The organism is Cupriavidus sp. 05T42 (assembly GCF_056396345.1).
This window is the reverse complement of record NZ_JBFTLH010000003.1, coordinates 416,755-425,833: the sequence shown is the minus strand read 5'-3', so window position 1 is coordinate 425,833 and position 9,079 is coordinate 416,755. Positions and strand designations below refer to the sequence as shown.

General features: G+C 66.0%; 8 protein-coding genes and 1 rRNA gene. 2 read left to right on the top strand and 7 right to left on the bottom strand.

Features of this window, described 5'->3' with window-relative positions; genetic code table 11:
- Nucleotides 1–102, top strand: a 5S ribosomal RNA gene (gene rrf, locus AC1EJR_RS06095); the annotation flags it as partial.
- A 60-nt stretch (nucleotides 103–162) separates the two neighbouring features.
- Here the strand turns inward: rrf and AC1EJR_RS06090 are convergent.
- The 7 genes from AC1EJR_RS06090 to AC1EJR_RS06060 all read right to left on the bottom strand — a co-directional run bounded on the left by AC1EJR_RS06090 (nucleotide 163) and on the right by AC1EJR_RS06060 (nucleotide 8,266).
- Nucleotides 163–1,389: an aromatic ring-hydroxylating oxygenase subunit alpha gene (locus AC1EJR_RS06090; protein WP_441643801.1), complete on the bottom strand. Its 1,227-nt coding sequence runs from the start codon at nucleotides 1,387–1,389 to the stop codon at nucleotides 163–165.
- 92 nt (nucleotides 1,390–1,481) lie between these two features.
- Nucleotides 1,482–2,285: a siderophore ferric iron reductase gene (locus AC1EJR_RS06085; RefSeq protein WP_477113816.1), complete on the bottom strand. Its 804-nt coding sequence runs from the start codon at nucleotides 2,283–2,285 to the stop codon at nucleotides 1,482–1,484.
- Entirely contained in the window at nucleotides 2,285–4,123 is a 1,839-nt protein-coding gene (locus AC1EJR_RS06080; protein WP_477113817.1) for an IucA/IucC family protein, read from the bottom strand. Before AC1EJR_RS06080 ends, AC1EJR_RS06085 begins: the two co-directional genes overlap by 1 nt.
- A 19-nt stretch (nucleotides 4,124–4,142) precedes the next feature.
- Complete coding sequence (locus tag AC1EJR_RS06075) at nucleotides 4,143–4,766, bottom strand: GNAT family N-acetyltransferase (RefSeq protein WP_477113815.1); 624 nt, start codon at nucleotides 4,764–4,766, stop codon at nucleotides 4,143–4,145.
- Nucleotides 4,756–6,006: an MFS transporter gene (locus tag AC1EJR_RS06070; protein ID WP_441643798.1), complete on the bottom strand. Its 1,251-nt coding sequence runs from the start codon at nucleotides 6,004–6,006 to the stop codon at nucleotides 4,756–4,758. The genes AC1EJR_RS06075 and AC1EJR_RS06070 overlap by 11 nt, the downstream gene beginning before the upstream one ends.
- A gap of 3 nt (nucleotides 6,007–6,009) precedes the next feature.
- Complete coding sequence (locus AC1EJR_RS06065; RefSeq protein WP_441643797.1) at nucleotides 6,010–7,419, bottom strand: lysine N(6)-hydroxylase/L-ornithine N(5)-oxygenase family protein; 1,410 nt, start codon at nucleotides 7,417–7,419, stop codon at nucleotides 6,010–6,012.
- Between the two features lie 289 nt (nucleotides 7,420–7,708).
- Nucleotides 7,709–8,266 (bottom strand): sigma-70 family RNA polymerase sigma factor, encoded by a 558-nt coding sequence (locus AC1EJR_RS06060; RefSeq protein ID WP_092294419.1) that lies wholly within the window; start codon nucleotides 8,264–8,266, stop codon nucleotides 7,709–7,711.
- 378 nt (nucleotides 8,267–8,644) lie between these two features.
- Between AC1EJR_RS06060 and AC1EJR_RS06055 the strand changes: the two genes are divergently transcribed.
- Complete coding sequence (locus tag AC1EJR_RS06055; protein ID WP_255370807.1) at nucleotides 8,645–9,049, top strand: endonuclease; 405 nt, start codon at nucleotides 8,645–8,647, stop codon at nucleotides 9,047–9,049.
- The last annotated feature ends 30 nt before the right edge of the window (nucleotides 9,050–9,079 follow it).

The window sequence follows — 9,079 nt, the reverse complement described above, 5'->3', positions numbered from 1 at the left end:
AGCGAGTCGGAACCACCCCTTCCCATCCCGAACAGGACCGTGAAACGACTTTGCGCCGATGATAGTGCGGACTACCCGTGTGAAAGTAGGTCATCGCCAGGCTCTTATACCCAGAACCCCCAGCCCCAAAAGGCTGGGGGTTTTGCTTTGTGGGCTTCCGATTCAGCATACTGCACGTGCGATCGGAATTGTCCGTCGCGCCGTGGCTTCCGGATCGCGTACCGGCATCGGTGCCGCGACCGGCGTATCCATCAGCTTCCGATACCAGCCGTGGAAATGGCGCATGCCATCTTCCAGCGGGGTCTGGTACGGACCCGCGTCCGTCTTTCCTTGTCGATATAGCGCGCGCCGGCCGGCGTCTACGCGCTCGGCAATCTCGTCGTCCTCGATCGCCGTTTCCATATAGGCGGCGCGGTGCGCCTCCACCAGTTCGCGGTCGAACGCGGCCAGCTCCTCCGGGTAATAGAACTCGATGACATTCATCGTCTCGTGGACACCCTTCGGATAAAGCGTCGACAGCACCAGCGCGTACGGGAAGACCTCGATCATATGGGTCGGATAATAGGTCGCCCAGATCGCACCGAAGTCAGGTACCCGGCCATCGCCGTAAGCGAGCAGTCGCTCATGCCAGGTACGGTACGTGTCGGTGCCTGCGATCTCCAGCGTTGGATGCACGTCGATCCGCTGCACGCTGTACCAGTCTCCATATTCCCAGCTCAGTCCCTCGCTATGCACGTAGCGGCCCAGTCCCGGGTGGAAGGGGCCGATGTGATAGTCGTCGTTGTAGATTTCGACGAAGGTCTTCCAGTTGCAGTCGCAACGGTGCATTTCCACGTGGTCGAGCACGTAGTCGCCAAAATCCAGTTCGGGCCGGTCGAACAGGCCGCGCAGGTCTTGCGCGGCGTTGCGCGGGCCCTCGAACAGGAAGCCATTCACGTTCTGGAGCGGAAAGCGCTCCAGGTTCCGGCACGGTTTTTCAGGAAATTGCGGTGCGCCGATCAACTGGCCGCTGCTGTCGTAGGTCCAGCCGTGGAGCGGGCAGACGATGTTGCCGCCGCGCTCGCGCAGGTTACCCTGGCCGTTGCCGGCAGTCGCGCCGGGTCCGCCGGGGCCGTATTGGCCGAGCATGAGCGCCTGCCGATGCCGGCAGACATTCGAGATCAATTCCACGCCATGGTCGGTGCGCACCAGGACGCGTGCGTTGTCCTCATGGCCCAGCGCGCGCCAGTCTCCCGGGTCGGGCACCATGCGGTCGTGGCCGATATAGCTGGAGCTGCGCGGGAAGATGCGTTCCATCTCCATTGCAAAGACGTCTTCATCGCAATAACTTGAAACCGATAACTGCAGGGCCTCCGCTTCGAAATGGGAGGACTGACTCAGATCGGACATGGGTGTTCTCCTTGCACGGATGAGCGCCGCCGCGCATGGCGGACGCATACGAGGAAAAATCAGAAAAAAGTGAGAGAGGGGACGCGGGCGGGCTAGGGCCCGTCGCGGGCAGCGAGTCGTGCCAGGCGCTCGGGTACGCGTTGGCGCGGACAGGTGGCGCACATCTCGCCGTCGGTGCGGCGGTAGTGGAGGCAGCAACCCTTGCGGGCGAGGGCGAGCCGTTCGGCGCCGCTGCCATCGCGGTAGGCGAGGAAACCGCATTCGCCGCCCAGGCCGATGGCCTCGAGCCAGCGTTGTCCCAGCGCATGCATGCGCGGCGCGTCCCAATCGGTTCGCTCGCGCTGCACGCACAGTAAGGCGCCGAGGACGCAATCAGCCAGCAGTCGGCCGGCCGCCTTGACCGGCAGCGGGCCGACGTCACGCCATTGCGCGTGCAGCCGAGTCCAGCCTTCGGCGATCTGGCGGGCGACGCCCCGCAGCCCGTCATCCTCCGCGCCCAGCCGCGGCGTATGCGGCGCGATGCGGAAACCGTGGATGCCGCCCGCCTCGGTGCGCTGGGACAATGCCGACAGATCCGGCGCGCACGCGCAGCAATGCACGCCGACTATGCCGAGATACACCGGTTGCCAGATATGCAATCCCCAAGCGCGAAGTGACCAATAGTGCGCCCCGGCTTCGGGGGCATGCGCGCCGAGGTGCCGCACCATCGGTGCGATGTCCTCCGCGCGCGCCTCACTCCACGCGCGCCCGCCCCGGCCGCCGCCATCGTCGATTCCGTTGATTCCGTCGATTCCGTCGATCGTGCCGATGGTGCCGATGGTGCCGTCAAGTCCCGGCACCACACGTGCCGCCGTGGCCAGCAGCGCGTGGAGCCGGTCCGGCGCGGGCGCGAGCATCAGGCGGCCGCCTTGACGTTGGCGGAGCGGGCGCGGCCGGCCACGGGGTTGGGCAGCGACCCCGCCATGGTCAGGCTCGATGCCGGATCCGCCAGGTTCACCATCTGCAGGTTGTTCTTGAGCTGCAGCCGGTTCAGGCACGAGTGCAGGAAATCCGGCGCGAAGAAGTCGTAGCGCGCGAACTTGTGCTGCAACTCGGGATGCGCCGCCTGGTAGTCGTGCGCGCTGTCCGCCACCACCTGCCAGAAGTCGTCCTCGGAACAGCTGCCGCCCTCCACGAGGATCTGGGCCATGTGCCGGAACACGCCGTCGAACACGTCGATGAAGATGCCGAGCAGCTTGTAGTCCTCGGGCACGTCCACGGCGAGCCGCTGGATGCCTTCCGGCAGCACCGCGTCCTTGTTCAGGATGGCCGACTCCTCGGCGATGTCCTTCATGAACACCCGCGCGACGGTATGCCCCTCCAGCACCAGGATCAGGTTTTCGCAATGCGGCATGAACACGAGGTCGTGCGCATAGAAGCAGTGCATCAGCGGTTCGAGGTAGGCGCGCAGGTACTGGCGCAGCCACGTCCGCGCGGAGAGCCCCGAGCGGCGGATCAGCGCCGGCAGCAGGGCGTCGCCCTGCGGGTCGGTGTGGAGCAGCGCGGCCATCGTCATCAGCCGTTCACCCTCGCGCAGCTTGCCGAGCGGGCTTTCGCGCCAGAGCGCCGACAGCATCTTCTTGTAGGGGCTGTCCGTCTCGAGCGCAGCCTCGTAGTAACGGTTGCGATAGCCGACCGACGCCACCTCGCGCAGGATGCTGAAACCGTAGCCGCGCAGCGTGGCATCGTCGTTGATCAGCCCGTCCAGGAAGGCGTTGATGGCGGGCGTGCCGGCCATGTAGTACGGCGACAGCCCGCGCATGAAGCCCATGTTCAGCACCGACAGCGAGGTCTTCACATAGCACTTGTCCGGCTGGGAGGCGTTGAAGTACGTGCGCACCGACTGCTGGGCGGTGTACAGGTCGTCGCTGTAGCCGAGCGGGATGATCTTGCGATTGGCTACATCGGCGGCAAACGCGATGCTGAGCTTGTTGAACCACTGCCACGGGTGGGCCGGCATGTAGAGGTAGTCCTCTGGCGCTACATCGGCCTGCGCCAGCGCCTGGCGGAACGCGGCCAGGCGCGCTTCGCCCAGTTCGCTCGCCATGTGGGCCTCGTAGTCCAGCCCGGGAATGCTGGCGAAGTGGGCGTTGTCACGATGCACGGCCAGCCAGATCACGGCGAAGCGCGAGCCGGTCTCCGGGGCGAAGGCGCGGTAGTCCTCGGCATCGAAGCCGAGCCGGCCGTTGTTCGCCACGAAGCCCGGGTGGCCTTCGATCATCGCCCACTCGTAGGTCTGGAAATCCGCGTCGAGCAGGGCCTCTGCGCTCGGCGCCTGCGGGTTGTGCTTGTAGGCCGCGCCGAACAGCGTGCTGCTGATCTCGTCGAGGTAGACCGGCAGCTTGTCGGCGGGAATGCCGAGCGTGTGCTTGAAGTCGTTGATGAAGGTCAACGCGTCCAGCGGCACGCTGGCGCCGTCGAGCACGCGCTCGATGCTGGCCGGGTCGATGCGCCAGTGGCGCAGGGCCATCGGCTGGCCGTCGAAGGTGTAGTGGCAGTTGGGCGTGTCGGCGTCGATGCGGTAGCGGGTCCAGCCGTCCGCATCGGCCGCGCCTTGCGCCGCCGGCGTGATGACTACCTCGTGCGCGTATTCGGCGATGGCCTTGCGCACGAGCAGGCGGTTCACTTTGGCCCAGACGGCCGGTTCGAGGTGGCTGACCACATGGCGCGGCTCGCGCGTGGTCTGGGCTTGCAAGGTGGCGTGGATGGTGGCGTCAAGCGGGGCGTTCATCGGTGAAATCTCCTCGGATGGATCGTTCGAAATCGGGGCGGGTGCAGAAGGCCAGCCAGGCGGTCTTCTGCGGCAGGGTGATCTGGCGGTCGTAGGCGAAGCCCACGGCGCGGTTCAGGGCATGGACCTTGTCGTTGCGCGCATCGGGCTCCACCACCACGCGCTGGGCGCCCAGTGTGTAGAACGTGTGCGCCATGACGTGGCGCAGCACGTCGCGCGTGAAGTGGCGGATCGGCGCGGCCGGCGGGCCGACAAAGAAATGCATGCCGATGTCACTGGCGCGCGGCGCGAAGTGCGTGCCGACGGGCTCGTGCGCGGGGTCGTAGCATTCGATCAGGAACGCCGGCGTCCCCTCGCAGAGGCCCATGTAGGCGCCGCCATGGCCGCTCGCGAGCAGATCCGTGTAGAAGCGGCGCGTCTCGTCGAGCGTCAGGTCCTGCATGTTCCAGAAGCGCGCGTAGTCCATGGTGAACCAGCGATGGAGCAGGCCGATGTCGTGGTCGAGCGACAGCGCCCGGATCGTCATGGCCGGGTGGAGCGACGGGCGCAACGCGGCGGGAATCGGCTCGGCGCCTCCACGGGTGATGTCCCAGCGGTCAGCTTGCATGGGGCGCTCCAGCAAGTCCGGCGGTACCCGCGGCATCGGTCTGAGGCTGCGCGGCTGGCGCCGCGTGGCGACGATCCACCCCAAAGGTCCAGCGGTCCAGCGCGGCGGTCAGCAGCATGCCGGCGGCGGCCAGCACGAAGGTGACCTCGATGCCGAAGCGGTTCACGATCAGCCCGGCGCCGAACGACGACAGCAGCACCCCCAGGTTCTGGAAGAAGTTGGCGATGCTGAAGTCCTTGGCGTAGGCGTCCGGCGTGCTGACCTTGAACAGCGTCACCTCCAGCTTCACGATGACCTGGAACATCGACCACCCGTACAGGCAGCGTCCGATCAGCACCAGCGCCGGGGACGGCGCCGCCTGCAACAGCAGCCCCACAGTGCCCAGCAGCAGGTTGCCGAGCGTATGGTCGAGCAGCTTGCGGCCGTCCCGCGTGGCCCGCTTGTTGGCGATCAGCGCCACCAGCGCGACCACGCCCGGAATCGCGAACACCAGCCCCGTCAGCATCTGGTTGTGCATGCCGGAGATCTGCTCCCAGTACACCGAGAAGAACGGGCGGACGAGGTAGGCGCTGAAGTCGAACAGCAGCATCAGCAGGCTCAGGCGCAGGATCAGCCCCAGCGTGCCGCGCCGCGCCGTGCTGGCGGCACTGCCTGCCGCCGGCGGCGGCGCATCGGTGCCCAGCACGCGCACCACCCGGCCGGTCCGGATCAGGTAGATGCACAACGCCATCTGCACGAAGTCGCCAGCGGCCATCATCCACAGGCAGGTGCGCGGGCCGAACTGCTGGAGCGCCATCCCGCCCGCCATCGCCCCGAAGATGCCGCCGATATGCACCACCACCGAGAGCAGGCCGATGGTGGCGCCGTGCGTCTCGGCCTTCTCCAGCCGCATCAGGTACGGAAACATCAGCAGGTAGCTGCTCTTGGTCATGAACATCAGCATGGTCAGCACCCAGAAGGCGGTGACCGTCTCCGCCCAGGCGCTCAGGGCGCCGAAGGTGCCGGCTACGAGCTGGGTGTAGACCAGCAGGTGCATGGTTTCCACGCGCCGCGCCACGCGCGCCCAGAGCGGCAGCGTGCACATCACGGCGATGGAGATGGCGGCGATGTAGGCGCCCACGTGCACCGGGCTGGTGATGCCGTAGCGCACTTCGAAGAACTGCGGGTAGAACGCGATCAGGATGGCGTCGCTGATGACGCCGAACGCGGACATGATGACGATGGTGAGTCGCAGGCTCATGGTCTATCCCGCCACCGTGATCAGCTGCGCCAGCGCTGGCTGGGTCGGCATGGGCGTGCCGTTGCCGGGGGCCGGCACGGTTGCCGAAGCTTCCGTCGCCTCGATTCGCTCGAAGCCGCTGTTGGCGCGCGGGGCGAAGTCCTGGAACGTGGTGCGCGCCTCGGCGCGATAGTGGTCCACGCCGGTCAGCGCGTGCAGCAGCCGTGCATTGCGATGGCAGGCCATGCCCAGGTCCGGGTTGGTCAGGCCGTGGCTGTGGAAGCCGGCGTTCTGCACGAAGATCTCGTCGCCATGCACGTCTACCGCGAAGTTGCGCGCCTGCTGGTAGCGGCCGCCCGCGTCCCAGCGGATGCGCTCGCGAATGCCGTCGATAAAGGCCGGCACGCGATGCGTGTAGCCGGTCGCCATGACCACGCCGTCGGCCACGTGGCGGTAGGCCTCGCCCAGATCCATGTGGCGGAACGTCATCTCGTACTGGCGCGCGGCGGGGTCGAAGTGCATGCCGTCCAGCGCGAGGTTGGTCAGCAGTTGCGTGCGGGCCCCGGCGCGGTGGCGCTTTTCGTCGAGCGTGTCGTAGATCTGGTCGATCAGCGTCTTGTTGATGCCGTTGTAGATGCTGCGCTGGTCCTCCAGCACGCGCGTCTTCACGGATTCGCCCAGGTCGTAGAAGTGGTCGCTGTAGGCCGGCGAGATCAACTCCAGCGTGAGCTTGGCGTTCTCCATCTGGAAGAAGCGCGGCGAGCGGGTCACCCAGTTCAGCGTATAGCCGTGGGTGTCGCAGTCCTTGAGCAGGTCGTGGTAGACCTCGGCGCCGCTCTGCCCGCTGCCGATGACAGTGATGGTGCGGCGCTGCTGGAGCCAGCGCTTGTTGGCGAGGTAGGCGGAGGTGTGGATCGGCGCGTGCTCGCCCGCGCAGCAGGCGGGCAGGTTCGGCGTGCTGCCGATGCCGAGCACAAGCCGCCGCGCGCGATGCCGGAACGGCGTTCCGGTGTGCGTATCGACGCCACTCACCACGTAGCCGGGCAGCGACGGGTCGTGACGGATGTCGAGCACGTCCTGCCGATAGCGCACGTTGGGCAGCTGCCCGGCGGCCCACTTGCAGTAGCGGTCGTACTCCTGCCGCGTCAGATAGAAGTTCTCGCGGATGTAGTAGTTGTAGATGCGGCCCTGCTGCTTGCAGTAGTTCAGGTAGCTGAAGCGGCTGGTGGGGTCTGCCATCGACACGAGGTCGGCCAGGAACGGGTTCTGCAACGTCGTGCCGTCCACGAGCATGCCCGTGTGCCAGCCGAACGCTTCCTTCTTCTCGAGGAACAGGCTGCGTACGCCGGGCAGCGGATCGGCCAGGCACGCGAGGCCGAGATTGAACGGGCCCAGTCCGACGCCGATAAAGTCATAAGGATCTTCATTGCTCATGTTTAGCCCTGGTGGATCGCGAAACAGGAAGGCTTCCGCAGTGGAAGGGGGATACCCATCAAGACGAATGGCCTCGTAATTCGTTTAGTTCGGCCATGTCATTCACTTAAAACATGCGGGGCTGTGCGGGCTCGCGTCATCGAAGCCGTGCTACGCGTGCCCGGGCACGCGCGAGGCACGCATGGCGCGTGCACGTGTGGAAGATCGGCAAGCGGAAGGAGAGCGGCGCGCGGCATCCACCGCGCGGCCGTAGAGATCAGCGGGCGACGGTCATCGCGCAGCCGTGCGCTCAGCGCGCGATATTCATCGCACTGAGGGCGCTGCGCGCATCCTGGAGGATGAAGTTCACCATCGTGGCCGAGATGCCCAGCCGCTCGGCGATGCGCTTCTGCGTCTGGTCCTCGTAGTAGTACTGCACCACCGCGTCGCGGGTGCGTGATGGCAGGCGCCGCATCGCGTCACGCAGGCAGGTGGTTTGCTCATGCGCCATGGCGATGCAGTCCGGCGAGTTGGTGTCGAGCGGTGCGTCCTGCTCGGGCACATCGCCGATGAATAGCCGCTTCTCCAATTGTTGGCGCCGGTAGCTATCCAGCGCGAGATTGCGCACCACCCGGCTGATGTAACTCGCCTCGCTGCGCAAGGCTTCGGGGCAGGGCTCCTGGCAGAGCTTGAGAAACGCGTCGTGCAATACGTCCTCGGCCAGGCAGGGGCAACCCAGGATGCGGGTGGCCACGTGGAGCAGGCTGCGCCGCTGGGCGATGAAGGTGTGTAAAACCGTGCCGGATGGATCGTGCGCAGGGGGCGTGTCAGCGCGGGCAGGGGGCGTGCGATCGTCGATCACTGTCATGTGAACTCCATGGGAAGGGCCATGCGTTCCCCGCAGCGGGGATGTACCGTTTTCAACGAGGCGCCCATCCTAAAGTAAATGCGAATCGTTCTTATTAATGACCGCGCCGCACAAGTGGTCACTGGGGACGAAAGCTGAACACAGACTTAAATGACGTGATATGCGAGGAAGATACGTCTTGTTACACGCACGATGGCGACAGCACGCCAGTGCAGGCCTTACCCATCGGTTGTAATTCCGGAGCGCTCCCTAGCCGGCACGCGGCCCCCAGGGCGCCCGGTACCGCACGTGCGGTACCGGCACGGCTTTCGCTACCTCATGAAGGGAGCGGTGGTGATTTCCTCCCGCCGCAAACGATTTGCCATGTGGAGGTAAGCCATGAAGACCATGAAGACGATGCGCGCCAGCAGTGTGTTGGCCGCCGGGGCGCTGGCGCTGATGTCGGTGTCGGCGCTCGCGCAGATGACGCCGGGCCCGCGTGACCCCTACACGCAGGGCGGTGTCACGTCCACGCCGGTCGACCCCTCGACCAGCGGCGCGCGCACGGGCGACAAGTTCGACCCGTACTCGCAGGGCGCGGCGCAACCGACGCGACAGGATCTGGCCCCGCAGCAACAGCAGCAGATGCAGATGCCTTCGCAAAAGTACGATCTGGTGCCGGGCGCGACGACCACGACCAATCGTAGCTATGGCAGCGCCGCCTATCAGGGCGACATGCGCTGGACCACGCCGAATCTTGGCCGGCCCATCGGCGAGCGGAATCGCTATCTTGATGGCGCCTGATCGTTGATCGGACCCCAAATAAGAAACGCC